25 protein-coding genes are annotated in these 23,556 nt (G+C 65.7%); 5 read left to right on the top strand and 20 right to left on the bottom strand.

All coding sequences use genetic code 11. From position 1 onward, the window contains the following. Nucleotides 1-5: 5 nt before the first annotated feature. From rplI to HBF24_RS05785, 5 genes are all read right to left on the bottom strand, one after another. On the bottom strand, nucleotides 6-452 hold the full coding sequence (gene rplI / locus HBF24_RS05805; protein ID WP_167170372.1) for a 50S ribosomal protein L9: 447 nt from the start codon (nucleotides 450-452) through the stop codon (nucleotides 6-8). A 166-nt stretch (nucleotides 453-618) separates the two neighbouring features. Next, nucleotides 619-849, bottom strand: a complete 231-nt coding sequence (rpsR, locus tag HBF24_RS05800; protein WP_167170369.1) for a 30S ribosomal protein S18 — start codon at nucleotides 847-849, stop codon at nucleotides 619-621. Between the two features lie 14 nt (nucleotides 850-863). Next, nucleotides 864-1,310, bottom strand: a complete 447-nt coding sequence (rpsF, locus tag HBF24_RS05795) for a 30S ribosomal protein S6 (RefSeq protein WP_167170366.1) — start codon at nucleotides 1,308-1,310, stop codon at nucleotides 864-866. A 241-nt stretch (nucleotides 1,311-1,551) separates the two neighbouring features. Next, the gene (locus HBF24_RS05790; RefSeq protein ID WP_167170363.1) at nucleotides 1,552-1,701 is read right to left on the bottom strand and encodes a 30S ribosomal protein THX; all 150 of its coding nucleotides are present in this window, start codon (nucleotides 1,699-1,701) and stop codon (nucleotides 1,552-1,554) included. 100 nt (nucleotides 1,702-1,801) lie between these two features. Continuing rightward, nucleotides 1,802-2,746 (bottom strand): cation diffusion facilitator family transporter, encoded by a 945-nt coding sequence (locus HBF24_RS05785; RefSeq protein WP_167170359.1) that lies wholly within the window; start codon nucleotides 2,744-2,746, stop codon nucleotides 1,802-1,804. A gap of 185 nt (nucleotides 2,747-2,931) precedes the next feature. Here HBF24_RS05785 and HBF24_RS05780 point away from each other — a divergent pair, with 185 nt between their 5' ends. Then, entirely contained in the window at nucleotides 2,932-5,058 is a 2,127-nt protein-coding gene (locus HBF24_RS05780) for a TonB-dependent receptor (protein ID WP_167170356.1), read from the top strand. A gap of 222 nt (nucleotides 5,059-5,280) precedes the next feature. On the opposite strand, the gene HBF24_RS05775 is transcribed toward HBF24_RS05780, so the two are convergent. Together HBF24_RS05775 and HBF24_RS05770 are read right to left on the bottom strand one after the other, a co-directional pair. Then, entirely contained in the window at nucleotides 5,281-5,676 is a 396-nt protein-coding gene (locus HBF24_RS05775; protein ID WP_206064211.1) for a DUF3224 domain-containing protein, read from the bottom strand. Nucleotides 5,677-5,752: 76 nt separating this feature from the next. Further along, nucleotides 5,753-6,922 carry a M23 family metallopeptidase gene (locus HBF24_RS05770; protein WP_167170350.1) on the bottom strand — a complete coding sequence of 390 codons (1,170 nt, stop codon included), beginning with the start codon at nucleotides 6,920-6,922 and terminating at the stop codon, nucleotides 5,753-5,755. Nucleotides 6,923-7,038: 116 nt separating this feature from the next. On the opposite strand from HBF24_RS05770, the gene HBF24_RS05765 reads away from it, so the two are divergent. Further along, on the top strand, nucleotides 7,039-7,773 hold the full coding sequence (locus HBF24_RS05765) for a ZIP family metal transporter (protein WP_167170347.1): 735 nt from the start codon (nucleotides 7,039-7,041) through the stop codon (nucleotides 7,771-7,773). An 83-nt stretch (nucleotides 7,774-7,856) separates the two neighbouring features. Here HBF24_RS05765 and HBF24_RS05760 read toward each other — a convergent pair whose 3' ends face one another. The 4 genes from HBF24_RS05760 to HBF24_RS05745 form a co-directional block, all read right to left on the bottom strand. After that, nucleotides 7,857-8,330, bottom strand: a complete 474-nt coding sequence (locus tag HBF24_RS05760) for a transcriptional repressor (protein WP_167170344.1) — start codon at nucleotides 8,328-8,330, stop codon at nucleotides 7,857-7,859. Between the two features lie 7 nt (nucleotides 8,331-8,337). Continuing rightward, a complete protein-coding gene (locus HBF24_RS05755; protein ID WP_167170342.1) occupies nucleotides 8,338-8,628 on the bottom strand; it encodes a hypothetical protein in 291 nt (96 codons plus the stop codon). 12 nt (nucleotides 8,629-8,640) lie between these two features. After that, nucleotides 8,641-10,044, bottom strand: coding sequence for a glutamate--tRNA ligase (gene gltX, locus HBF24_RS05750; protein ID WP_167170339.1), 1,404 nt, complete (start codon nucleotides 10,042-10,044; stop codon nucleotides 8,641-8,643). Between the two features lie 97 nt (nucleotides 10,045-10,141). Continuing rightward, nucleotides 10,142-10,576, bottom strand: a complete 435-nt coding sequence (locus HBF24_RS05745) for a DUF4399 domain-containing protein (protein ID WP_167170336.1) — start codon at nucleotides 10,574-10,576, stop codon at nucleotides 10,142-10,144. Nucleotides 10,577-10,752: 176 nt separating this feature from the next. Between HBF24_RS05745 and HBF24_RS05740 the strand changes: the two genes are divergently transcribed. Together HBF24_RS05740 and HBF24_RS05735 are read left to right on the top strand one after the other, a co-directional pair. After that, nucleotides 10,753-11,925, top strand: coding sequence for a glycosyltransferase family 1 protein (locus HBF24_RS05740; protein WP_167171372.1), 1,173 nt, complete (start codon nucleotides 10,753-10,755; stop codon nucleotides 11,923-11,925). Further along, nucleotides 11,922-12,467, top strand: coding sequence for a phosphatase PAP2 family protein (locus HBF24_RS05735; RefSeq protein ID WP_167170334.1), 546 nt, complete (start codon nucleotides 11,922-11,924; stop codon nucleotides 12,465-12,467). The genes HBF24_RS05740 and HBF24_RS05735 overlap by 4 nt, the downstream gene beginning before the upstream one ends. Nucleotides 12,468-12,539: 72 nt before the next feature. Here the strand turns inward: HBF24_RS05735 and accD are convergent, their stop codons facing one another. The 3 genes from accD to trpB form a co-directional block, all read right to left on the bottom strand. After that, nucleotides 12,540-13,412, bottom strand: coding sequence for an acetyl-CoA carboxylase, carboxyltransferase subunit beta (accD, locus tag HBF24_RS05730; protein ID WP_167170331.1), 873 nt, complete (start codon nucleotides 13,410-13,412; stop codon nucleotides 12,540-12,542). A gap of 44 nt (nucleotides 13,413-13,456) precedes the next feature. Continuing rightward, nucleotides 13,457-14,257, bottom strand: a complete 801-nt coding sequence (gene trpA, locus HBF24_RS05725) for a tryptophan synthase subunit alpha (protein WP_167170328.1) — start codon at nucleotides 14,255-14,257, stop codon at nucleotides 13,457-13,459. Between the two features lie 278 nt (nucleotides 14,258-14,535). Then, on the bottom strand, nucleotides 14,536-15,753 hold the full coding sequence (trpB, locus tag HBF24_RS05720; protein WP_167170325.1) for a tryptophan synthase subunit beta: 1,218 nt from the start codon (nucleotides 15,751-15,753) through the stop codon (nucleotides 14,536-14,538). Between the two features lie 97 nt (nucleotides 15,754-15,850). On the opposite strand from trpB, the gene HBF24_RS05715 reads away from it, so the two are divergent. Beyond that, a complete protein-coding gene (locus HBF24_RS05715; RefSeq protein WP_167170322.1) occupies nucleotides 15,851-16,747 on the top strand; it encodes a LysR family transcriptional regulator in 897 nt (298 codons plus the stop codon). Between the two features lies 1 nt (nucleotide 16,748). Here HBF24_RS05715 and HBF24_RS05710 read toward each other — a convergent pair whose 3' ends face one another. The 6 genes from HBF24_RS05710 to HBF24_RS05685 all read right to left on the bottom strand — a co-directional run bounded on the left by HBF24_RS05710 (nucleotide 16,749) and on the right by HBF24_RS05685 (nucleotide 23,556). Further along, complete coding sequence (locus HBF24_RS05710) at nucleotides 16,749-16,937, bottom strand: hypothetical protein (protein WP_167170319.1); 189 nt, start codon at nucleotides 16,935-16,937, stop codon at nucleotides 16,749-16,751. 71 nt (nucleotides 16,938-17,008) lie between these two features. Beyond that, complete coding sequence (locus HBF24_RS05705; RefSeq protein ID WP_167170316.1) at nucleotides 17,009-17,593, bottom strand: DUF1003 domain-containing protein; 585 nt, start codon at nucleotides 17,591-17,593, stop codon at nucleotides 17,009-17,011. Between the two features lie 97 nt (nucleotides 17,594-17,690). Then, a complete protein-coding gene (locus HBF24_RS05700; protein WP_240922260.1) occupies nucleotides 17,691-18,698 on the bottom strand; it encodes a cupin-like domain-containing protein in 1,008 nt (335 codons plus the stop codon). A gap of 190 nt (nucleotides 18,699-18,888) precedes the next feature. Beyond that, nucleotides 18,889-19,734: a sulfotransferase gene (locus HBF24_RS05695; protein ID WP_167170310.1), complete on the bottom strand. Its 846-nt coding sequence runs from the start codon at nucleotides 19,732-19,734 to the stop codon at nucleotides 18,889-18,891. Between the two features lie 65 nt (nucleotides 19,735-19,799). Further along, a complete protein-coding gene (locus HBF24_RS05690; protein ID WP_167170307.1) occupies nucleotides 19,800-20,807 on the bottom strand; it encodes a LacI family DNA-binding transcriptional regulator in 1,008 nt (335 codons plus the stop codon). Between the two features lie 16 nt (nucleotides 20,808-20,823). Beyond that, nucleotides 20,824-23,556 carry a sugar-binding domain-containing protein gene (locus HBF24_RS05685; RefSeq protein WP_240922258.1) on the bottom strand — a complete coding sequence of 911 codons (2,733 nt, stop codon included), beginning with the start codon at nucleotides 23,554-23,556 and terminating at the stop codon, nucleotides 20,824-20,826.

Here is a 23,556-nt window from a genome sequence, read left to right as displayed (position 1 = left end):
GTGCCTTATTCGGCGACCACGATCACCTTGATCGCAGCCTGCACGTCGGCGTGCAGCACCACGAAGGCCTCGTACTCGCCGGTGGTGCGGATGGCACCTTCGGGCTGGATGATCTCGCCCTTGTCCGCTTCCAGGCCCTTGGCGGTCAGCGCCTCGGCCACTTCGCGCGGGCTCACCGAACCGTACAGCTTGCCCTCGGGGCTGGCGTTGGCGGCGATGGTGACCTCGGCGCCGTCGATCTTGGCCTTGCGGGCCTCGGCGGCGTCCAGCAGGCCCTTGGCCTTGGCCTCGTACTCGGCGCGACGCTGCTCGAAGGCGGCCAGGTTTTCGGCGGTGGCCGGCACAGCCTTGCCCTGCGGCAGCAGGTAGTTGCGACCGAAGCCCGGCTTCACGGTGACCTTGTCACCCAAGTTGCCGAGGTTCTTCACTTTTTCCAGCAGGATCAGATCCATGGGACTCTCTCTTGTTCGTTAGCGCCGACCGGATAAGCCGACGCAGCCGTGGACGGGTGTCCGAATGATGGGAATGGACAAATGGGAATGGAGAATCGAAGCAAGCACCGCTCCATGACGGCCCAGGCTCGATGCCCCACTCCCTGTATGCCTATTCCCCCGACGATCAGACGTCGTGGTTGTCGGTGTACGGCAGCAGCGCCAGGAAGCGGGCGCGCTTGACGGCCGTGGCCAGCTGGCGCTGGTAGCGGGCCTTGGTGCCGGTGATGCGGCTGGGCACGATCTTGCCGGTTTCGGTGATGTACTGACGCAGGGTGTTGAGATCCTTGTAATCGATCTCCTTCACACCTTCGGCAGTGAAGCGGCAGAACTTGCGGCGGCGGAAAAACTTGGACATGTCAGGCTCCGGTATCAGTCGTCGCTATCGTTGTTGTCGTCGCTGTCGTCGCTATCGTCCTTGCTGGACCGACGCTCCTCGCGGTTGTTGCCGCTGTCGTCATCATCGCGACGACGCGGAGAAGACTTGGCGTCTTCCTTTTCCTTGCTCTTGAGGATGGGCGACTGCTCGGTGTCGGCCTCGTCACGCTTGACGATCAGGTGACGCAGCACGGCATCGTTGAAGCGGAAGCCGGATTCCAGCTCGTCCAAGGTGGCCTGGTCGCACTCGATGTTCATGAGCACGTAGTGAGCCTTGGCCAGGTTCAGGATGGGATAGGCCAGCTGACGACGACCCCAGTCCTCCAGACGGTGGATGGAACCCTCGGCACCTTCGATCAGCGCCTTGTAGCGCTCGATCATGGCCGGAACCTGTTCGCTCTGGTCCGGGTGGACCAGGAACACGATCTCGTAATGACGCATGTTGTCTCCTTAAGGATGTCACCCCGACCGCATGCGGACGGGCCGGGGGTGGCAGCCTCCCGCGGATGCGGTGAGGCAAGGTACCGTCCGCGCACGCACGGCGTGGACAGAAGCGGAATTGTAGCGGTCGATACAGGCCAAGCGCAATGTGTGCTTGCGCCCAAAGAAAAAGGGCCCCGCCTCGGCAGAGCCCTTTTCAACGCTCACACCGCCATGCCCATGGCGGGCGTGGCGGGCTCGCTCAGGCCGACTTGCGACGCGTCGCCGGCTTCTTGGCCCCCTTCACCACGGCCTTGTCGGCCACGGTGGTACGGGCACTGTGCGGACGCGAGCGGCCATAGCTGCCACGATAGATCTTGCCGCGTGCGGTGCGGCGGTCACCCTTGCCCATGCGAAGCTCCTGTTGACCTTGGATAGGAAGATCGATGGTGTAGCAAGGCACCCATGTTGCGCAATCGGTGACACCCAGCGCCGTGCGGGCGGCGTTCAGGTCAATGACTGCCCCCGCTGGCGCACTGGGCGTGAGTATCCAGACAACGCCCCGGGTCCACCTGGACCGTCACATGACGCACCTGATAACGGTCGGCCAGTACCTTCTTGATGGCCAGCATGGCGGTGCGTTCGTCGGCGCCTTCATTGAGGTGTGCGTGCAGGGTGGCCATACGCGAGCCGGATGCCAGCTGCCAAACATGAAGGTGATGCACGCCCTCGATGCCGGCATCGGCATCGGCCAGGGTGCGGGCCATTTCCGGCGTTTCCAGGCCATCGGGCACGCCTTCCAGCAGAATGTGCCCCGAGCGGCGCAGCAGATGCCAGGCGCTGCGCAGAATCAACAGCGACACCAGCAGAGAAAGCGCCGGGTCGGCCCAGTTCCAGTCCAGCCAGCGCACCGCCAGTGCGGCCAGCACGGCGCCCACCGAGCCCAGCAGGTCCCCCAGTACGTGCAGACTGGCGCCGGCAATGTTGACGTCGTCCTCGTCGTGGTGATGCAACACACGCAATACCAGGGCGTTCACTACCAGTCCGAAGATGGCCACGCTCAGCATGATGCCGGACAGGATTTGCGTGGGCTGGAAGAAACGGATGATCGCTTCCACCGCAATCCATGCCACCAGGATGAACTGCACCAGTGCATTGGAGTAACCGGCCAGCACCTCCATGCGTGCATAACCGAAGGTGCGCCGCTCATCGGCCGGACGCCGCGCGAACTTGGCGCTCATGTAGGCCAGCAGCAGGGCCGCAGCATCCACCAGCATGTGCCCGGCATCGGCCAGCAGGGCCAGCGAGCCGGACCAGAAGCCACCGCCGGCTTCCACGAACAGCATCAGGCTGGTCAGCACAAACGCGAACAGCAACTGCCGTTCGCTGCCGTGCGCATGGCCGTGACCATGATGGTCATGCCCGTGATGATGATGGGAATGCGAATGTGATGCCATGAGCGAATACTAGGTAGCGTGGGCGCCGTTACACAATCACCCACCCCGACAGGCGCGTGAGCGCACCGTGCATGACTTTGGACAGGTTTGGCGGCGGAAAATGTTACTTTATACTGTAACTGTAATGTTATTCGGTAACAGTTTCCGGATACCCCGATCCGCTCCCCCATCCAAAGAGAAACCTCATGCGCAAGCGTCTTCTGTGCGCCGCCGTTGCCGCGGCCCTGCTTCCCCTAACCGTCCAGGCCCAGAACGCCCCGGGCAATGGCAACGGCGGCAAGCCGGTCACGCAGATCAATGCCGTCAGCGTGTCGGCCGCGCTCGACCGTGCCCGCAACAGCCTGTCGCCGGAAACTGGCTCCAGTCAGTACGTGATTGACGCCAAGGCCATCGCCCAACTGCCGCAGGGTGACTCCACGCCGCTCAACCAGGTGCTGCTGCAGGCACCGGGCGTGGTGCAGGACTCGTTCGGCCAGATGCACGTTCGCGGCGACCACGCCAACCTGCAGTACCGCGTCAATGGTGTACTGATTCCCGAGAGCATTGGCGGCTTCGGCCAGACCCTGGACACACGCCTGATCCAGAACGTGAAGCTGCTCGACGGTGCCCTGCCGGCCCAGTACGGCGACCGCACCGCCGCGGTGGTCGACATCACCACCAAGTCCGGCCATGCGCTGGGCAATGGTGGCGACATCGGCGTCACCGGCGGCTCGTTCGGCACCATCAACCCGTTCGTGTCGCTGTTTGGCAGCTCCGGGCGCTGGAGCTACTTCTTCACCGCCAACTATCTGAAGAATGAAGCGGGCATCGAAAACCCGACCGCCAGCCGCAAGCCGATCCACGACGACACCCACCAGGTGAAGGGCTTTGGCGACCTTTCCTACCTGATCAACGCCGATACCCGCCTGAGTTTCATGTTCGGCATCACCAACAACCGCTTCCAGATCCCGAACAACCCGGGCCAGGATCCATCGTTCGCCTACATGGATCGCACCCAGTTCAACTCGGCCGATCTGAACGAGAATCAGCAGGAAAAAACCCGCTTCGGCATCCTCTCCCTGCAGGGCAAGCTGGGTGACAGCGCCTATCAGGTGTCGCTGGGCCAGCGCTATTCGTCGATCGATTTTGCCCCCGATACCGTCGGCGACCTGATGTTCAACGGCATTGCCGCCGATATCGGCCGCAGCAATCGCGCCGACACCCTGCAGCTGGATGTGTCCACGCCGCTGGGTCAGAACCACACCCTGCGCTACGGCATCTACCAGCAGTTCGAGAATGCCGGTTCGTCCAACCACGCCCTGGTGTTCCCGGCCGACGCCGACGGCAACCAGACCAGCACCACGCCGATAGCCATCTATGACGGTTCCAGCCTGGAAGCGCGTACCAGCGCCGCCTATCTGCAGGACGAGTGGGATGTCAGCGAGAACTGGACCATCAACTATGGTCTGCGCGGCGACCAGTACAGCATGGGTTCGCGCACCGAAAGCCAGCTCAGCCCGCGCCTTGGCGTGGTCTGGCAGGCCACCGACAACACCACCGTGCACGCCGGCTACGCGCGCTACTTCACGCCGCCGGCCACCGAGCTGATCGCCCGTTCGGACATTCACAAGTTCGATGGCACCACCAACGCCATTGCCGATGTGGGCAATATCCTGCCCCTGTCCGAACGCGCCGATTACTACGACCTGGGCATCCAGCAGCAGGTCACGCCGAACCTGACGGTGGGGCTGGACAATTACGTGCGCAATGTGCGCCGTCTGCAGGATGAAGGCCAGTTCGGCGCCGCGCTGATCTTCTCCACCTTCAACTTCGACCAGGGCAAGATCCGTGGCAACGAGCTGAGCGTCAATTACGACAATGGCACCTTCAATGCCTACTTCAACGTGGCCTACAACAAGGCCATGGGCAAGCGCGTGATCACCGGCCAGTACAACTTCCAGCCGGATGATCTTAGCTACATCTACTCAAACTGGATTCACCTGGACCACGACCAGAAGATCACCTCCTCGGGCGGTATCGGCTACCACTTCGCCGACGGCACGCGCATCGGTGCCGACTACCTGTTCGGCTCAGGCCTGCGCCGCGATGGCGCGGTTCCCAATGGCGATCACATGCCGGCCTACATGCAGGTGAACTTGAGCGTCTCGCACGACTTCCACTTCGCCGGCACCGGCAAGCTGCACACGCAGCTGGCGCTGATCAACGCCTTCGACCGCACCTATGAAATCCGCGACGGTTCCGGCATCGGCGTCGGCGCCCCGCAGTTCGGGCCGCGTCGTGGCCTGTACCTGACGGTGGCAAAGCACTTCTGATGCGTTCTCCCCGCCGGCGCCTGTCGCCGGCACTCCCGAGGGGCGCGGCCGTGGCGGTCGCGCTCCCGCTTTTTCCCGGCCGGTTCACGCCGCCATGCCAAGGCAGACGGCAAGCTGCCGCCAGCAATCAGCCTTGACCATGTAAAGACAAGCATCCCAACCGGCAAAACAGCGGGAAATGAACGACGCGTCAGACGATCACCGGCACCTTGCCAGCAGCAGTCACGCCGCCTCGCGAAAGGCATACTCAAAGCGATAAGCATGCAAGCCGTGCTCGATGCCGATATGCATGTCGCCGTGCAGCCCCACCAGGGAGCCGGTCCCCGAATCAGGCAACACCGAGACGGCCACCTGGGAGGCACCGCGCACCAGGGTCCCGCTGTGGCGCAGCACGAAACTGCCCTCGCGACCACCCAGCAGACCATCGACCTGCTCCAGGGCAACGAAACCCGATGAGCCCTGCACCGGTGTGCGGAACGTCAGCAGCTCACCGCGGCTGCGCGCCACCAGATCACCGTGGAAGCGCTTGAGCAGCAGCACCCGTGAAAAAGGGGCATGCGCCACCGCGCCCGCGGCCTGAGGGTCGAGACGGAGGTCGAAATGTCCTAGCGCTTGCATCAACAATACCGGCGTCGTGGGCGCCGGGGGTACCGGGCCTGCATGTCCTCGCCACAGCACACCCTGACGCAAAACCTCAGCTGAGTGGTACCTGCTCGGCCAGGGTATGTACGTAAGCTGAAAAGCGGTGGCGATCCTTGCGGCTCAGGCTAGCGCTTATGGCCGGCCGATGCACGAGCGGATTGATGCGCTTGTGGTGTTCCCACAGCTCAAAATACAGATGCGGGCCGGTGGAGAGCCCGGTCGAGCCCACATAACCGATCACCTCGCCGGCATGCACATGCACGCCATTGTGGATGCCGTGCGCCATGCGATGCAGGTGGCCGTAACGAGTCACCACGCCATGCGAGGAGCGAATCTCCACCAGGCGGCCGTAGTTGCCATGCCAGCGCGCCATGTCCACGGTGCCGGTCATGGCGGCGCGGATCGGCGTGCCCAGCGGCGCGGCATAGTCAATACCCTTGTGGAACTCGCGGCGCTTGAGCACCGGATTGATGCGCCAGCCCCAGCCCGAGGAAATGCGCGCGTGCGGCAACGGCTTGATCATGGCCAGCATGCGCACACCGTGGCCGTGGCTGCCGACCAGATACTGCGCACCCTTGCCATCCACATAGTGGTAGATGCGGTGATGATGCTTGTGCAGTGTCACATCCAGACACAGCAGGCGCGAACGCGCATGCGATGGCGCGCCGGAAAAGATGGCCTTGATCCTGGCACCCGCCGGCAGATGCGTCGGCAGGTCGCGGTCATGGGCCAGATATTCATGCACTGCCATGGCCAGTGCCGAGCTGACATGCTGGTGACGCAGCTCGCGGGCAAGCGAATGACGGATGGTGAAGCCCACCGTTACCAGGCCGCGTTCGGCGTGGGGTCGCGGCGCCGACAATGCCTGGCTTGCCTGGTCGTGGATCAGCTTGAGCGAGGTCAGATGGGTACCACCACCAAGCGTTTGCGCGGCGCAGAAACTCAACGCATCGCCCGGACGCATGCGACGCAGCACGTGGGCGTCCGTCGGCTGGGACAGCCAGCGCATCACGCTGCCGGCATCCACGCCCGCATCGCGCAGCAGCGTGTAGGCACTGTCACCGCGTGTCACTGTCACCCTGTGCAGTACGCACTTGGGTTGCGGCAACGCCGGTGCGGCGCCGGTATTCCACTTGATGTTGATATTGCGGGCCGGTGTGGCCCCTGCCGCTCCCGCGACCACGGCGAAAGCCGCGACCAGACATGCTCCAGCGAATTTCATCGTCACCCCGCGAATGTGCTGTGTCCGTGTCCAGACCGTGAAGACAGCGTGAATGTTCCCACGACGCGACGATGTTATAATATAACCTGGACGTTCACCTACCCCCTCACCACTCCATGATGACCCCTATTCCGGCGCTGCTCGGCAGCCTGCTGGTCACGGCCTGCGCCGGCGTCGCCGGCAGCCTGATGCGCGTTCCGGCGCAGTTGCTTTCTCGCCTGCTGCCGTGGCTGCAGGCGGCCGCCATCGGGCTGCTGCTGGGCGACGCCCTGATGCACATGCTGCCGCAAATCAGCGCGTGCGGGATGGGGCTTGCCGCCGCCGCGCCGTGGCTGGCCGCGGGCGTAGCCGGCTTCGTGCTGATCGAGATCGGTGTGCGGCACTGGCCGCGCGGGCACACCGCCAGCTTTGCGCGCATGAACATGATCGGCGATGCCGTGCACCATCTGTGCGATGGCCTGGTGATCGGCGCCAGCTTCGCGCTGGGTCCGGTGGTGGGCGCGTGGGTCACGGCGGCACTGGTGGCCCATGCGCTGCCGCGCGAGCTGAGCAATGCCGGCGTACTGGTCTCCGGCGGACAGACGCCGCGCCAGGCGCTGATCTATTGCTTCGCCACCAGCCTGACCACCCCGATAGGCGCCCTGCTGGCAAGCGAACTGGCCAGTCACGGCAGTGCGCTGGCGGCGACCCTGGCGGTGGCGACGGGTACCACGCTGTACGTGGCCTGCATCGACCTTGCGCCCGCGCTGTGGCGCCAGCTTCGGATAACGCGCCGACTCACGCCGCTGCTTGGTGTACTCGCCGGCCTGGTGGCGATGTGGACACTGACCCTGCTCGATAACGGACACTGACAACCGGCAAGCCTGCAAGCGACATAAAAAAACCGGATGGCGTCGGCCATCCGGTTCGATGTCTCATGATGCTCGCCCAGTCCTCAGTGACTGCGGCAACGGCTGCACAGACCATGCACTTCCAGCGTCTGTGCCTGCGGCTGGAATCCCAGCGCGCGGGCCTTTTCCTCGATCAGCTCGGCAACGCGGGCGTCACAGATCTCAATCGCGTCGGCACAGTTGTCGCAGATCAGAAACGGCACCTGGTGCGATTCGGCCGGGTGATGGCAGGACACAAACGCATTGATCGATTCCAGCTTGTGCACAAAGCCATTGCCAACCAGGAAATCCAGCGCGCGGTACACCGTGGGCGGCGCCGCGCCACCATGGCTTTCGCGCAAGCGATCAAGCAGATCATAGGCCTTGATCGGCTTGGATTCGGCCGCCAGCAGCTCCAGCACCTCGCGACGCAGCGGCGTCAGGCGCAGCCCGCGCTCCTGGCACGCGGTTTCCACCGCGCGCACGAAGCCGGCGGCGTCCTCGCGATGGATATGCGGCTGGTGGAAAGGGGTGCTCATGACGGCGTTACTCCTTGCGTTGCCGGTGCATGGTAGCACCGCCCGAGGCGCCGCCGCGTGAGGGCCGCGCCAGGATCACCGGCCATCCCAGGGGCCCCAGCAGCAGCGCCCACAACACGCCTTCCCAGAGCCGGCCACGGCGCCAGCCCAGCCAGGCGCCGACCAGCACCGAAACCACGGTCAGCCAGATCATCGGCCACCACGGCACCAGCGCCATCAGATTGCGAAAGATCTGCCAGGCCGCACCCGGCGCGGACGGATCCACGCCATGCATGGCCTTTTGCAGCAGTTCACCCATGCGGCGCGCTCATCAGCCGACGCAGCGAGAACGCGCCTCGACGATGCGCGCCAGCGCGTTTTCGCGGCCGCACAGATACACCGTGTGATCGATCGACGGCGAGACCTGGGTTCCGGTCATGGCCACGCGCAAGGGCTGCGCCACCTTGCCCATGCCCAGCTCCAGCTCGGCGGCAATCGCTTCGATCACGCCGTGCACCGCCTCGACGGTCCACTGATCCAGCGCGGCCAGCTTCTGGCCGGCCTTATCCAGCACCGCCGGCGCGGTGGCCGAGCCCAGATGCTTGCTGACGGCCTTTTCGTCCCACTCAGTGATCGGCGTGTACCAGACCCTGGCGCGCTCGGCCATTTCCTTCAGCGTCTGCACACGGTCGGCCAGCGCCGTGACTACCTCGGCCGGCGCCGGACCGGTGGCCGGGTCGATGCCGATGTGCTCCAGGTGCCAGACAAGCTCGACCGCGACGCGCGCCGGGTCCTCGTTCTTGAAGTACTGCTGGTTGAGCCAGCCCAGCTTGGCCATGTCAAAGCGCGAAGCCGAGCTGTTGACGTCGGCGATGTCGAACAGCTCGATCATCTCTGGGCGCGAGAAGATTTCCTGGTCGCCATGCGACCAGCCCAGGCGCACCAGGTAATTGAGCAGCGCCTCGGGCAGATAGCCGTCCTCGCGGTACTGCATCACGCCGACCGCACCATGACGCTTGGACAGCTTCTGGCCGTCCGCGCCCAGGATCATCGGCAGGTGCGCGAACACCGGCACCGGCGCGCCAAGCGCCTCGTACACGTTGATCTGGCGCGGCGTGTTGTTGACGTGGTCGTCACCGCGGATCACCTCGGTGATGCCCATGTCCATGTCGTCGACCACCACCGCGAAGTTGTAGGTCGGAAAGCCGTCCGAACGCATCAGCACGAAATCGTCCAGCTCGCTGTTGGACCACTCGATGCGACCCTTCACCTTGTCTTCGAACACCACCGAGCCCTGCAGCGGGTTCTTGAAGCGCAGCACGCGGTTGGGATCGTCGCGATACGGCTCGTTGCGATCGCGGTAGTAGCCGTTGTAGCGCGGCTTCTCGCCCTTGGCACGGGCGGCCTCGCGCATGGCGTCGATTTCCTCGCGGGTTTCATAGGCCCAGTAGGCTTTGCCCTCGGCCAGCAGCTTATCGGCCACTTCGCGGTAACGCGCCACGCGCTCGGTCTGGTAGATCGGGCCGATGTCGGCATCCAGGCCCAGCCAGTGCATGCCGTCGAGAATGGCCTGCACGGCCTCGTCGGTGGAGCGCTCGCGGTCGGTATCTTCCACGCGCAGCACGAACTCGCCACCGCGATGGCGCGCCTCCAGCCAGCAGTACAGCGCGGTACGCGCGCCGCCAATGTGCAGAAAACCGGTGGGACTGGGGGCAAAACGGGTGCGGAAGGTCATGGCAAATGTCGATGCGGCAACGGCAAACGCCGCATTTTAGCCGATCCCGCCGGTGCGGCGAATGCCGGGCACCGGCGAGCTTTCGGCTGCCCGCGCCTTATTTGACGTGAATGGTGATCTTCTTCGACACCAGCGGCGGATCGAACGGCACGTGCGCGGCGTCGGCCAGCTCCAGCTGCAAGGTGTGCGTGCCCGGCGTCAGGTGCAGCGTGGTCTGCGTCTGGCCACCGCCAAAATGATGGTGATGGGCATCGTTGGGAATCGGCACGCCCGCCTTGGGCAGCGTGTCGACATCCACCAGCAGGTGATGGTGGCCGGTGTTGGCGTGCATCACGCCCGCCGGCGCCACGCCCATGCCGGAAAGGCCAAAGCGTACCGTCACCGTGGGTCCCACATGCGCGCCATCGGCTGGCGAAATGATGTACACGCGCGCATCGGCCGGACGGCTGTGCGCGGCCATGCCATCGGCCGCCTGCGCGCTGCCCAGCGCTGCCGCACCGCCCAGCAGCAGGGCCAGAAAAACGTTTCGCATCGCCATATCAACCTCCCCGGAAAGATGACCGTGACCGACGGCGCCCCACGCGCCGCCGCCTCACTTTACGCCCACGCACGCTGCGGCGTCACATGCGCGTCATGCATGTATCACCGGCATGCAATGCCGGGCCCGGAAGCTGGGCACCCGTGATCAACTCAACACGGGCCACACCGATGCGCATCGGCATCGTTACCGAGACCTATCCACCGGAAGTCAACGGCGTGGCACTGACCGTGCACAGCCTGGCCGAGGGCCTGGCCGCGCGCGGCCACCTGATCGACCTGATCCGGCCACGCCAGAGCGGTGAAGCGGCGCGCGACGACGCCGACGAATTGCGTGTGCCGGGCATGGGCATTCCGCGCTACCCGGGCCTGCGCTTCGGTCTGCCGGCGGCACGCCGGTTGCGCCAGCGCTGGCGCCAGCAACGACCGGACGTGCTCTACATTGCCACCGAAGGCCCGCTGGGCGGCTCGGCCCTGCGCGCCGCGCAACGCCTGAAGTTGCCTGCGGCCAGCGGTTTTCACACCCGCTTCGACCATTACGCCCGCCATTACGGGCTGGGCTGGCTGACACCACTGGTGCAGGCACGGCTGCGTCGCTTCCACCGCCAGGCGCGTGCCACGCTGGTGCCGACCCAGGCACTGGCCGCCGAACTGGAAGCGCTGGGCATCGAACGGGTGAAGCTGTTGCACCGCGCCGTGGATACCGAGCTGTTCCATCCCGGGCGCCGCGACTCTGATCTGCGCCGCACCTGGGGCGTCGACGAGACCACGCCGGTGGTGCTCTATGTGGGCCGCATCGCGCCGGAGAAGCATCTGGACCTGGCCGTAAAAGCCTTTCGCGCCATGCAGAAGGCCCGTCCCGAGGCGCGCTTTGTCTGGGTCGGCGATGGCCCCTCGCGCGCCGAGCTGGAAGCGGCACATGCGGACTTCATCTTCACCGGCATTCAACGCGGCGAAGCTCTGGCCCGCCACTACGCCAGCGCCGACCTGTTCGTGTTTCCCAGCCGCAGCGAGACCTTCGGCAACGTGGTGCTGGAGGCGCTGGCCAGCGCCCTGCCGTGCGTGGCCTTCGACGATGGCGCCGCACGCGAGCACCTGCGCGATGCCATCAACGGACGCCGCGTGCCCGATGGCGATGACGCGGCCTTCATCGCCGCCGCCACCGACCTGGTGCAGACCCTGGACGCACCACTGCGCCAGCGCGCCCGGGACAGCGTGGCCCACCTGCACCCGGAACGGGTGATCGACGATTTCGAGCATCTGCTGATGGACATGGCGGCACCGGCGCCAGTCCAGCGCACCACATCCCTGGCCGCCAAGGCCGACTCTGGAGTCGCCTCATGAAAGCCGTACTCACCCCGCGTGCCGCGCTGGAGCAACGCCTGTGCCTGACCGCCAATCGCTGGGGCACACGCCGCGCCATCGGCCGCTTCTTCGCCATCGTCAGCCGCCTGGGCGACGGTGTGTTCTGGTACGCGCTGATGGGCGTGATCGCAGCGCTGGGCGGCTGGCGCGGCCTGCAGGCGGCCGCGCACATGGCCCTCACCGGTCTGGCCGCCCTGGGCCTTTATCGTCTGCTCAAGCGCTGGACGCGCCGACCGCGCCCGTTCCGCGCCTGCCCCGGCGTGATCGCACACATCCCACCGCTGGATGAATTCAGCTTTCCCTCCGGGCATACCCTGCAAGCGGTCGGCTTCACCCTGGTGGCGCTGGCCTATTACCCGATGCTGGCGCCGCTGCTGGTGCCGTTCACGCTGCTGGTGGCGGCCTCGCGCGTGGTACTGGGGCTGCATTACCCCAGCGATGTGCTGGCCGCCGGTGCCATCGGCACCGCGCTGGCCTCGCTGTCGCTGTTTGCGATCAACGGCGTCACGCTGCTGGGCTAAGCCGATTCCACAGGCATGAAAAAACCGGCGGCCCTAAGGCTGCCGGTTTTTTGTCGAGCCAAACCCGACCGATCAGGCGACGCGTTCGGCGCCGCTCATCAGACCCAACAGATCGGCCAGCTTGTCGCGCATCTCGCGACGGTCGACGATCATGTCGATGGCGCCGTGCTCCAGCAGGAACTCCGAGCGCTGGAAGCCTTCCGGCAGCGTCTCGCGCACGGTCTGCTCGATCACGCGCGGACCGGCAAAGCCGATCAGCGCCTTGGGCTCACCAATGTTGATGTCGCCGAGCATGCCCAGGCTCGCCGAGACGCCGCCGGTGGTCGGGTGCGTGAGCACGGCGATGTACGGCACGCCGGCATCGCGCATACGCGCCAGCGCGGCCGAGGTCTTGGCCATCTGCATCAGCGACTGCAGGCCTTCCTGCATGCGCGCACCGCCGGTGGCGCAAAAGCACACGAACGGAATGCGCTCGGCCAGCGCACGCTCGGCACCGCGGGTGAACTTCTCGCCGACCACCGAGCCCATCGAACCGCCCATGAAGGCAAACTCGAACGCCGCGGCAATCAGCGGACGCGTCTTCAAAAGGCCGCGCTGCACGATCAGCGCGTCTTTCTCGCCGGTCTTCTTCTGCGCCGCGACCATGCGATCGCGGTACTTCTTCGAATCGCGGAACTTCAGCGCATCGACCGGCTCCAGGTCAGCAAACAGATCGGCCGCCGAGCCTTCATCGAACAAGGCTTCCAGACGCACACGCGCGTTGATGGAATGGTGATGGCCGCACTTGGGGCACACCATCAGCTGGCGCTCCAGCTCCGGGCGATACAGCACCGCGCCGCAACCGTTGCACTTTTCCCACACGCCTTCGGGCACCTTGCCCTTGCCGTTGGCCACCGCCGCCTGGGTGCGGATACGCGGCGTCATCAGTTTCTGCAGCCAGTTCATGTCAGGTCTCCCGTCAGCTCGGCTGTGCCGTGGCTTGAAGCAAACTAGCCGGCGTCCAGAGCCTGACGCACCGGGGCAAGAAAATCATGCGCCCGCGTGGCGGCCTCGTCGGCAGATGCCGCGCCGTCGAGCGTGTCGACCAGCGCGCTGCCAATGACCACGGCGTCGGCGAACGCGCCGATGGCCTTGGCACTGGCCGCATCGCGCACGCCGAAACCCACCGCCACCGGGGCTTTCGCCGCGGCCCGGATCTGGCTTACCCGCTCGGCGATATCGTCTACCGACAGACGCGCCGCGCCGGTAATGCCGGCAAACGACACATAATACAGGAAACCTTCGGCCGCCTCGCACAACCGCGCCATACGCCCGGGTGCGGTGGTGGGCGCCGCCAGCAGGATCTGGCGCAATCCGGCCTCGCGCAGCGGCATCAGCGTGTCGCCCTCTTCCACCGGGCAATCGACGATCAGTGTGCCATCCACGCCCGCCGCCACCGCCTCGGCGGCAAAACGCGCGTAGCCGCGAATCTCCACCGGGTTCAGATAACCCATCAGCAGCACCGGCGTGGTCGCATCATTGGCGCGAAACGCGCGCACCATCTCCAGTACGTCGGAAAGCCCCACGCCACGTGCCAATGCGCGCTCGTTGGCGTGCTGGATTACCGGACCATCGGCCATTGGCTCGGAAAACGGCATGCCCAGCTCGATCACATCGGCCCCGGCTCGAACCAGCGCGTGCATCACCGGCACCGTCGCCTCCGGCGCCGGATCACCAGCGGTAATGAAGGGAATCAGACCCGTGCGACCGGCGGCCTTCAGTTCGGCAAAACGTTGATCAATGCGATTCATAAGAGCTTAGGAATGAGAAGAGAGAAGTGAGAAGTGAGCGATGGCGAGAAACGAAGGTTGATGGGCCAAGGGAGTGCGCGAGGAGGACGCTGGCGTCGAGGTTCACAAGAAGCGAGCCGTGCGTTCTCTCACTTCTCACTCCTGTCCACTCACTTCAGAGCTTAGGAGTGAGAAGCGGGAAGTGAGGAGTGAGAGCGGCAGTTGCCAGGGTGATGGTGGGCTGGAGCGTGAAGCGGCTTTTCTCTCACTTCCCGCTCCTGTCCACTCACTTCCCGCTCTCACACCTGGACGCCTTCACGCGCGGCGATGGTGTGCACATCCTTGTCGCCGCGGCCGGAAAGGTTGCACAACACGTAGGCATCGCGTGGCATGTCGCGGGCCAGCTTGATGGCCTGGGCAATGGCGTGGCTCGATTCCAGCGCCGCCAGAATGCCCTCGGTGCGGGCGATGCGATGGAACGCCTGCAGCGCTTCGTCATCGCTCACGCCGACATATTCGGCGCGTCCGGCATCCTTCAGGAACGCGTGTTCGGGGCCGACGCCCGGATAATCCAGACCGGCCGACACCGAATGCGTCTCGGTGATCTGACCATCGTCGTCGCACAACACGTAGGTGCGGTTGCCGTGCAGCACGCCGGGGCGCCCGGCAGCCAACGACGCGGCATGGCGACCGGTGTCCATGCCATCGCCGGCGGCCTCGGCACCGACCAGGCGCACATCGCGGTCATTCAGGAACGCATGGAAAATACCCATGGCGTTGGAACCGCCGCCGACACAGGCGGTGACCGCATCGGGCAACTGGCCGTACTGCTCCAGCATCTGCGCCCGCGCCTCGCGACCGACAATGGCGTTGAAGTCGCGCACCATCTTCGGATACGGGTGCGGCCCGGCCACGGTGCCGATCACGTAGAAGGTGTCGGCGACGTTGGTCACCCAGTCGCGCATGGCTTCGTTGAGGGCGTCCTTCAGCGTCTTCGAGCCGGAGGTCACCGGCACCACCTCGGCGCCGAGCAACTTCATGCGATAGACGTTGATCTTCTGGCGCTCGATATCGGTGGCGCCCATGTAGACCACGCATTTCAGCCCCAGACGCGCGGCCACCGTGGCCGTGGCCACGCCGTGTTGGCCGGCACCGGTTTCGGCAATCACGCGCGGCTTGCCCATGTGCCGGGCCAGCAATGCCTGGCCGACAGTGTTGTTGATCTTGTGCGCACCGGTGTGGTTCAGGTCCTCGCGCTTGAACAGAATCTGCGCGCCGCCAACCTCGCGCGACAGGCGTTCGGCGTGATAGATCGGGCTGGGCCGACCCACGTAGTGCTGCAGGTCGCGGTCCAGTTCGGCGATGAATTCCGGATCGCGACTCAGGCGCTCATAGGCTTCGGTCAGCTCGGCCAGCGGCGCCATCAGCGTCTCGGCCACAAACACGCCACCGTACGGCCCGAAACGGCCGTGCTCGTCCGGATAAGCGTAGAAATCGTCAACGTTCAAAGTAGCCATGGCTTGCATCTGCATACGTCATCAAGGCTTGAAGAATAACGCCATGCGTCTCTGACAAAAAGCGACGCAGGCGCACGGATATGTCAGAATTTCTCACATGAGTGACGCTCGCGACCTGCCCCCGCTTAATGCCCTGCGCGCCTTCGAGGCGGTCGCGCGACTGGGCAGCGTCACACGCGCGGCGCAGGCACTGCATGTGACCCACGGCGCCATCAGCCGCCAATTGCGCCTGCTCGAAGACGACCTGGGCTGCGCCTTGTTCCAGCGCAGCGGACGGCAATTGGTACTTACCGATGCCGGCCGCCAGCTGGGCGAGGTGGCCAGCGCCACGTTTGAACAACTGCGCGAAGTCAGCGCGCGCCTGCGCCAGCATCCGGCTGCCGACACGCTGGTGCTGGGCTGCCCGGGCAGCGTGCTGGCACGCTGGATGATTCCACGCATGGAGCGCCTTGGCCGCGACCTGCCGGGACTGCAACTGCACCTGTCGGCGCGCGAGAACATCGAGCTGGCGCCATGGCCGGCGGGCATCGACGCGGTATTGATGATCGGCCAGGCGCCCGTCGATACCGACTTGGCGACCCACTCGCTGGCGCCCGAACGCATTGGCCCGGTGCTCAGTCCACAGCACCCGCAGGCCGAGCATCTTCGCCACGCGCCACCTTCAGCCCTGTGCGATGCACCGCTGCTGCACACCGCCTCGCGGCCGCAGGCCTGGCCGACCTGGGCGGCGGCGCAACAGCTGCCGCCGGACAGCCTTCAGCCCAAGCGCGGTTTCGATCACCTTTACTATCTGCTGGAAGCGGCCGTGGCGGGCCTGGGCGTGGCCATCGCGCCACAGCCCCTGGTCGCCGACGACCTGGCCGCCGGACGCCTGATCGCGCCCTGGGGTTTCGTCGAGACCGAAGCCGCCTGGCTGCTGTGCGCCGCCGATCAGCGCCACCAGCACCAACTGGCGCCGCTGGCGGCATGGCTGCGCGCGCAGTTGGACGCCTGACTCAGCGCCGCGAATCGTCGTCGCGTTTGCGTCGTGGCATGTCGCGCCTGGCGGCAACAGCCGTCAACGCCGCTCCCAGCGCCACGCCAATCCCCATGCCCAGCGCAAGGTTGTCGAAGGCCACTCCCAGCCCCGCACCCAGGGCGACGCCCACCCCCATCATGGCGCCCGGTGTTGACGACTTGGCCATATGCGCCTGCCTTGCCTGCGTTGCCTCGGAACCACCGACTGTAACGCTCACAAAGTCCACGCGTCGATGCGTCAGCCGCAACCGGCGGCCAGCTGTTCACTCAGGGTCTGGATGGTCGCCTGCTGGTGGCGCACCACTTCCAGCAGTTCGGCCAGCTCGGTCTCGCGCATGGCGTTGATCTTCTCGTGCACCTGCAGGATCTCCAGCTCGGCACGCACGTTCACTTCGTAATCGTTCTTGGCCTGGGCACGGTCGGCCTCGGCCTGTCGGTTCTGGCTCATCATGATGATCGGCGCCTGGAAGGCGGCCACGCAGGACAGCACCAGGTTCAGCAGGATGTACGGATACGGGTCGAAGGCGCGGTGGCCCAGAAAAAACGTGTTCACCCCCATCCAGCCGACCAGGATCAGCACGAACACCATGATGAAGGTCCAGCTGCCGCCGATTTCCGCCACGCGGTCGGCCAGCCGATCACCAAAACTCAAGCTGCGGTCGAACTCGGCCAGCACGTTGCGCGCCATGTGCTTGCGACCGATGAAACGCTCCACGATCTCGCGCTCCTCCGGCGGCAGTTTCTCCAGTTCGGTGGCCATCAGCAGGCGCGCGGTGACACGCCGGTCAACCCAGGGTCGGGAAATACGGGAGCTCAGGGACATGGCGGTCTCCGGGTGACAACAGGCGGGAGCCAAGTCTACTGCCAATCGCTGTTGCCAAAGGTGTTTTTGGCTACCGCGCAAACAGGCGCACAAGCGCCTACAGATAACGCTTGATGGTCTCGCGCACGCGAGCGACCTGCTCGGGCGTCAGATCGCCCAGGATGCCGCGACGCGCCTCGGGTATGTGCGACACCGGATCGGCCGATTCATCAAACACGTAGTGATCGAGCAAGGCCCGCCACGCGCGTCGCTCCGGTGTGCTCAGCGAGCGGAAGGTAAGGATGGCGTGCAGCAACCCGCCCATGGCGGTGTCAGGCACGCCGGCATCCTCGCGCCCGGCATGCCACCAGTAATTGACCAGCCCGTTGAACGCGGTCAGCGAGGCCACGTGATGCCACCACAGTGGCGGAATGTAGATGGCATCGCCCGGCTCCAGCTCCGCCTGCAGCGCACTATCCAGCGCCTGCCGCAGGCGCGGAAAACGCGGGTCGTCCGGGCGGTCCAGCCGCGCCAGGCTGATCGCCGCACCGGTGGGTGCAAAATCCAGCGGCCCGATGTACAGATTGCCCACCTGCTCCGGCGCGAACAGCGTGAAGCGGCGCCGTCCGCACACCACGCAGGCGATGTTGTGCTGCTCGTCAAAATGCGCTGGCGTGGTCACCCGATTGCCCAGCCAAAGACGCGGATGCACGGAACCTGGCAGCAGTGCCATTGCGTGGGTTTGCTCGAAGCCCGGCATGCACCGCTTCATCGCCGCGCTCTGCATGGCCAGCCCGCGGCCATCGCCATCGCGCGCCATCACCAGAAGGCGCTTGAGCACACGCGTGACCGAAACCCGGTGATGGTCGTAATTGAAGTCATCGAAGGCCTCGTTGTAGCCAACGCGGCCTTCGGCCTCTTCGGGCAGCAGCAGCGTGTCGACCGGCGTGCCGGCATCAAACGCGGACATCTGCCGCGCAAAGGCCAGGTTCGATTCGCGCGCCCAGGCCACCGCCGGCCAGTCCGCCACCAGCCCGCGCAGCACCACCGGCTGTTGCCGTGCACACAGCGTCTGCAGGTCGACCGGAGCGGCGCTCGCCGCGCGTTCCTCCATGGCGTGTGGCATCAAATGCATCCCCTGTTTGCAGGCCCGCCCATCATGCCAGCACACCGGCCACTGCGTCGTGGACCGACCCGGTGGCTGTCGCTTCGGTAACCGGGCAAGTCAATGCCAGATCATCGGACGGCCGCAAATGCCAGCCGGGACCGTGGAGACTTCGCACCACTACGCCCTTTCCCCTGCCATCGGCGCGTCTCTAGACGACGGGCACCTGGCCGACATTGTTGTTCGGATCCATCCAGAACGACTCATTCATGAAGCGGGCGAAGATCTCGCGCGGCAGAATGGAGGTGCGCTCCACCGACTGCACCTTGGGCCGCACCGAATGCAGGCCGGGCATGCCGATGCGGGCGTCGAACTCATCCGCCGCGTAGGCGATGTGGTCGAAATCATGCGCGAACTCGGGCTCGCCGATGAACTGGTAGACCGCGCGCATGGCGGCGGCGGGATTGCGCACCAGGCTCTCATAGGTCAGCACCAGCAGATGCCCCGGCGCATGCTGGCCGTAGAACGCGTCCTTGGTGGCCTGGAACGCGAAGCCCACCATGCCACGAGGATCGGTCAGGGCCTCCACGCGCGAATAGACCGTGGTATTGGTATCGAACCGGAACACCTTGCTGACGCTGACCGGGTGCTTGCGCACCAGTCGCTCCATGCTGTCGAGCACCCAGGACAGCTGACGCACGCAGGCGATCACCTTGGCCTTGGGAAACAGCACCTGCAGCAATGGCATGCGGCTACACCACAGCCGGCTGGTATCGAATACCACGCCGGCGTCCGTCTCGCCCTGGTAGAAGTTCTCGACCAGGCCGCGCAGCATCGCCACGCGCTGCCGGTCGGAGACATCGAACGAAAAATCGTTCTTGCTGCTGGCCTCGGCGATGACCATGCCCATGATGTCGGCCAGCGGACTGGTCATGCCGGCCCGAAAGCGCGGATTCTGGTTGAGGATGGCCGCCAGCAAGGTGCTGCCCGAACGCGGCAACCCGGAGATGAAGTGAAACAGGCGCTCCGGCCTGGCAGGATCGGGGGCGACGGACATACGGACATACTCCTTGGAAATGACTTGGGTCCACTCCCGCTCGCGCCCGGCGGCGGGCAAGACGGCTACGGCGCGGGCGCCGTGGAAGCCCTGATGCGCATTTCGTAATCGACCTCGACCATGCCCGGCTCGCCCTTGTCGAGCACGCGCAGCATCAGCTCCTCGGTGGCGCGGCGTCCCATCTCGTGCACCGGCTGGTGAACCGTGGTCAGCAACGGCCACACCTGCGAGGCGATGGGCGTGTCGTCGAATCCGCAGATGGAAATTTCATCGGGCACCGACACCCCCGCTTCGGCCGCGGCCCAGATCGCACCCACGGCCATGTCGTCGTCGGCTGCGAATATCGCACTCGGCCGCCGTGGCAAGGCCAGCAGCTGGCGCATCGCGTCCACCCCCGAGGCGAAGGAAAACCGGCCCTGCACGATGTACTCGGGCTTCACGTCCAAGCCGGCACGCGCCATGCCATCGCGATAACCGGCCAGGCGCCAGATGCCGGCACCGTGTTCGGGGTCACCCACGATATGCGCGATGTGCCGGTGGCCCAGCGATACCAGGTGGTCGACCATGGCCGCGGCCGCTTCGCGCTCGCGCAGCATCACGCCAATGCAATGGTCGGCCTGGCGCGGGGCGATCGAGGCGAACGGCTGGCCCCGCTTGCGCAGGTAGGCCAGCAGTTGCGGATGGTCGGTGATCGGCGGCGTCAGCACCAGGCCGTCGGGCTGGTGCCGGGACAGAAGGTCATCGACCTGTTCGACGAAATCCGGCGAGGTCGAGACCATCGGCTGCACCATCATGCTGTAGTGCTGCGCCTCGCAGGCCTCGAGCACGCCGGCCTGCACCTCCATCACATAGCTGGGCGAACGGTTGTCGTACAGCAACCCGATGGTGAACGAACGATTGGTCGCCAGGCTGCGCGCCGAGGTCAGCGGCCGGTAGTTGAGCTCGGCCACCGCGGCCTCGACACGCTGGCGCATCGAGGCGCTCACATTCGGGTCGTTGTTGAGCACCCGCGAAATGGTCTTTTTCGATGTCCCCACCGCACGGGCGACGTCGCTCATGGTCACGCGCGTCATGGAAGTATGTCCTGGCTCAATGCGTTTTTTCCTGCGCGGCATCCATCGGCCGCACGCCATCGATCGGGAAACGCCGCGACGGCACGTTCCAGCCATCGACTTCGACCACCGGCGCCGCCATCGCTGGTCCACCATAGCGGGCCGTCAGGGTAACCGACTCGCCAGGCCACAAGGTGACGTCGTTATGATTCCACAGTATAGGCAAGGCCAGCGCGCCGTCGGCGGCACGCCGGATCGCCACATGCTGGAACAGCGCCACGGCCTTGGACGAGCGCGGCACCGTCAGCGTGACACGGATCACCTGCTCGCCGTTGGCGCGCCGCAGCGTCGCGTGTACCTGGCTGGTCGCGACCGGCAGCGACTGCAACGCACTCAAGTCCGCATACTGGCGCAGCGGCGTCGTGTACCAGTTCGAATGCGCCCAATCCAGGGTATCGGCTCGGGTCGACAGCCAGTACACGTTGCGGCTGACCGGCCGACCGTTGGCGCCGGTCAGCTCCAGTTCGACGAAATAGGTACGCGAAAGGCCCTTCAGCGCCGGCACGGTGGCCACTTGCCGCACCTGGCTGGCGGCCAGGTCCAGATGCGCCAGCTGCCGCTGGTAGCGCACGCTGCCATCCAGGTTGCGCACCCGGATGCGCGCCCGCAGCCCCTGTTCGGCGGTGCGCGTCTGGTTGACCAGCACGATCGCGCCGGTGTCGTACGCATACTGGATATGCACCGGCTCATTGGCCTTCTGGGCACCGAAGTAGGCGCCGCCCGGGTTCATGAAGTAATCGTACAGATGCCAGTGCAGCGACGGCCAGGCATTGTTGAGCATCCAGTAGATCACGCCCGTCGAGGGCTTGGCTGCGTCACGGTGCGCGTTGTAGGCCTCGAACTGCGCGCGGGTGTTGGCGTAGTTGTCCAGTTGCGCCTTGGCAACGTAGTCGGCCAGGTTTTTTGGCTTGCCATAGCGCTTGGCCAGCGCGGTATCGAACAGCGTCAGGCGGGCGAACGGCGACCAGGCCGCCGAGGCGTGAAACTGCCGTAGCTGCGGGTACTTCCACAGCGCCTCGCGCTCCTGCGGCGAAAGCATGCGCACCAGGTCCTCCTGCCGTGGAATCACGGCACCGGCACTGGTTTCGGAGTTGAAGCCGAACGCACCGCCCTCCTTGTCGGCGTACCAGTACGCCGACGGCACCCAGGCGTAGGGCCCGCTCATCTTCATGCCCGAGGGACCGGTCTGGGCGGTCGTCGCCGCCGAGGCCGCGGCGATGATCGGGGCCGGCCAGTGCTCGGCGTGCAGGGTGTCGACGTACATCCTGGCGATGGCCGGCGGCGGCGCGTTGTCACTACCGATCAGGAAACCGATCACCGAGGGATGATTGCGCAGCAGGCGCGCCTCGCTGGCCATCGAGGCCTGCGCGACCCGGGTGTCGGCGGCGCTCCATGGCGAACCGCCGGTCTTGGCGAACGACTCCCATTTGTCGCAGCATTCCCAGCCAGCCAGGATCATGATGCCGTTGCGATCGGCCAGGTCGTAGAAACGCTGGTCTTCCAGCTTGCCCTCGCTGCGGATGGTGTTCAGCCCCAGGTTGCGCACGTAGCTGAACTCGGCGGCCATGCGTTTCGGGTCGTCGCGCAGGAACATGTCCGGCGCCCAGCCGGCGCCACGGATCAGCAGCGGCCGGCCATTGATCAGGAACTGGCGATAACCTTGCTTGGTCAGCCGCGAATCGACGCGGCGTATGCCGAAGGTGGTGGCGACATGGTCGGAGCCGGTGCCATCCACCTGCGCCGCCATGCGCAGCCGGTACAGCGGATGCCCGCCCATGCCGGCTGGCCACCAGACCTTCGGGTGCTTCAGCTCCAGCCCGGGATCGGTCGCCGGCGTGAATGACACCGTGCGCGCCTGGCCCGGCGCCAGCTGGATGGTCCGCTGCAGCGGCACCCCGGCCACCGTGCCGGTGACGACCGCCTGGTGCGCCACCGTGTCCAGATTGCGCGCCTGCACCCTGACCGTCAGCGCGGCACGCGCCAGCTCGGGCACGGACAGGTCCGTGGTCACCTGAGCGAAGCGCAGCTGGACCGGTCCGGTCCGCACGATGTCCACGCCACGCCAGGGCCCCATGTTGTTGTCCGGCGGCGTCGGATTCCAGTCGACCCAGCCGATCGACAGGTGCCGCCTGGGATCGCCCGGATGCACGCGCAACGCCATCACGTTGTCGCCGGCGTGCACCCAGCGCGTGACGTCGAACTCGTGCACCGGATAGGCACCGGCCACGTCGGCGTGGTCGGCCACCCGGTGCCCGTTCACCCACAGGTCGGCGCTGGCGATCACCCCCTTGGTGCGCAGCAGGATGTGCGCGCCCGGCGACATCGCGGCAAGCGTGAACTGGGTGCGGTACCACCAGGGATTGACGAACAGATTGCCGCTGGCATCGGGCACCTGCACGGCACTCAGGTTGTCGCTGTAGAACACGTGCTTGTACGTGCCGTTCTCCAGCAAGCCGGCCATCACCGTGGCGCGGCCGCTGACCGGATACCAGCCCCGGGTGGAAAAGCCCGCCGAGGAAATCTGCGCGCCATCCTGCTGCGCCTTGGCGCTGGACTGGATCAGCCAGTGCGCCACGGCGGTGGTGCTACCCACGGCCGTGTCCACGTGGGTGGGCGCATAGGTGCTTGCGGCGCGCACCGGCGCCGCGGCGGTCGATGCGGCCAGCGCCAGCACCGTCAACAAAAATGGATGAGCCAGCATGGGCTTCAT

Origin of the sequence: Oleiagrimonas sp. C23AA (genome assembly GCF_011759385.1) — a bacterium.
Classification (GTDB): Bacteria; Pseudomonadota; Gammaproteobacteria; order Xanthomonadales; family Rhodanobacteraceae; genus Oleiagrimonas.
Note: the sequence above shows the minus strand (reverse complement) of the source record. Positions and strands in the feature narration are given on the sequence as shown.

Excerpts from the sequence above, each read along its gene's own strand:
- rplI (WP_167170372.1), bottom strand. The coding sequence starts at position 452 with ATGGATCTGATCCTGCTGGAAAAAGTGAAGAACCTCGGCAACTTGGGT.
- rpsR (WP_167170369.1), bottom strand. The coding sequence starts at position 849 with ATGTCCAAGTTTTTCCGCCGCCGCAAGTTCTGCCGCTTCACTGCCGAA.
- rpsF (WP_167170366.1), bottom strand. The coding sequence starts at position 1,310 with ATGCGTCATTACGAGATCGTGTTCCTGGTCCACCCGGACCAGAGCGAA.
- HBF24_RS05790 (WP_167170363.1), bottom strand. The coding sequence starts at position 1,701 with ATGGGCAAGGGTGACCGCCGCACCGCACGCGGCAAGATCTATCGTGGC.
- HBF24_RS05785 (WP_167170359.1), bottom strand. The coding sequence starts at position 2,746 with ATGGCATCACATTCGCATTCCCATCATCATCACGGGCATGACCATCAT.
- HBF24_RS05780 (WP_167170356.1), top strand. The coding sequence starts at position 2,932 with ATGCGCAAGCGTCTTCTGTGCGCCGCCGTTGCCGCGGCCCTGCTTCCC.
- HBF24_RS05775 (WP_206064211.1), bottom strand. The coding sequence starts at position 5,676 with ATGCAAGCGCTAGGACATTTCGACCTCCGTCTCGACCCTCAGGCCGCG.
- HBF24_RS05770 (WP_167170350.1), bottom strand. The coding sequence starts at position 6,922 with ATGAAATTCGCTGGAGCATGTCTGGTCGCGGCTTTCGCCGTGGTCGCG.
- HBF24_RS05765 (WP_167170347.1), top strand. The coding sequence starts at position 7,039 with ATGATGACCCCTATTCCGGCGCTGCTCGGCAGCCTGCTGGTCACGGCC.
- HBF24_RS05760 (WP_167170344.1), bottom strand. The coding sequence starts at position 8,330 with ATGAGCACCCCTTTCCACCAGCCGCATATCCATCGCGAGGACGCCGCC.
- HBF24_RS05755 (WP_167170342.1), bottom strand. The coding sequence starts at position 8,628 with ATGGGTGAACTGCTGCAAAAGGCCATGCATGGCGTGGATCCGTCCGCG.
- gltX (WP_167170339.1), bottom strand. The coding sequence starts at position 10,044 with ATGACCTTCCGCACCCGTTTTGCCCCCAGTCCCACCGGTTTTCTGCAC.
- HBF24_RS05745 (WP_167170336.1), bottom strand. The coding sequence starts at position 10,576 with ATGCGAAACGTTTTTCTGGCCCTGCTGCTGGGCGGTGCGGCAGCGCTG.
- HBF24_RS05740 (WP_167171372.1), top strand. The coding sequence starts at position 10,753 with ATGCGCATCGGCATCGTTACCGAGACCTATCCACCGGAAGTCAACGGC.
- HBF24_RS05735 (WP_167170334.1), top strand. The coding sequence starts at position 11,922 with ATGAAAGCCGTACTCACCCCGCGTGCCGCGCTGGAGCAACGCCTGTGC.
- accD (WP_167170331.1), bottom strand. The coding sequence starts at position 13,412 with ATGAACTGGCTGCAGAAACTGATGACGCCGCGTATCCGCACCCAGGCG.
- trpA (WP_167170328.1), bottom strand. The coding sequence starts at position 14,257 with ATGAATCGCATTGATCAACGTTTTGCCGAACTGAAGGCCGCCGGTCGC.
- trpB (WP_167170325.1), bottom strand. The coding sequence starts at position 15,753 with ATGGCTACTTTGAACGTTGACGATTTCTACGCTTATCCGGACGAGCAC.
- HBF24_RS05715 (WP_167170322.1), top strand. The coding sequence starts at position 15,851 with ATGAGTGACGCTCGCGACCTGCCCCCGCTTAATGCCCTGCGCGCCTTC.
- HBF24_RS05710 (WP_167170319.1), bottom strand. The coding sequence starts at position 16,937 with ATGGCCAAGTCGTCAACACCGGGCGCCATGATGGGGGTGGGCGTCGCC.
- HBF24_RS05705 (WP_167170316.1), bottom strand. The coding sequence starts at position 17,593 with ATGTCCCTGAGCTCCCGTATTTCCCGACCCTGGGTTGACCGGCGTGTC.
- HBF24_RS05700 (WP_240922260.1), bottom strand. The coding sequence starts at position 18,698 with ATGCCACACGCCATGGAGGAACGCGCGGCGAGCGCCGCTCCGGTCGAC.
- HBF24_RS05695 (WP_167170310.1), bottom strand. The coding sequence starts at position 19,734 with ATGTCCGTCGCCCCCGATCCTGCCAGGCCGGAGCGCCTGTTTCACTTC.
- HBF24_RS05690 (WP_167170307.1), bottom strand. The coding sequence starts at position 20,807 with ATGACGCGCGTGACCATGAGCGACGTCGCCCGTGCGGTGGGGACATCG.
- HBF24_RS05685 (WP_240922258.1), bottom strand. The coding sequence starts at position 23,556 with ATGAAGCCCATGCTGGCTCATCCATTTTTGTTGACGGTGCTGGCGCTG.